We start from the raw sequence: 211 nt of genomic DNA, 5'->3' as shown, positions 1-211 counted from the left end.
GATGACGTGGGCGTTGGTGCCGCTGACGCCGAAGCTGGAGACGCCGGCCCGGCGGGGCCGCTCGCCGTCCGGCGCCCAGGCGACGGGCCGGTGCAGCAGGGCGACGTGCCCGGCGGTCCAGTCGACGTGCGGGGTCGGGGTGTCGGCGTGCAGGGTGCGCGGCAGCTGTCCGTGCCGCAGGGCCAGGACGATCTTCATGATCCCGGCGACG

The 211-nt window shown here is 76.3% G+C and carries 1 protein-coding gene; it reads right to left on the bottom strand.

Annotated features, from left to right (window positions below):
• A partial coding sequence (locus AE652_RS40915; RefSeq protein ID WP_049661005.1) for a hypothetical protein occupies positions 1 to 211 on the bottom strand: 211 nt, incomplete at both ends.

The sequence above is a fragment of the Kitasatospora sp. MY 5-36 genome (genome assembly GCF_001182915.1).
Lineage (GTDB): Bacteria > Actinomycetota > Actinomycetes > Streptomycetales > Streptomycetaceae > Kitasatospora.
This window is presented reverse-complemented; position numbering and strand designations above follow the sequence as displayed.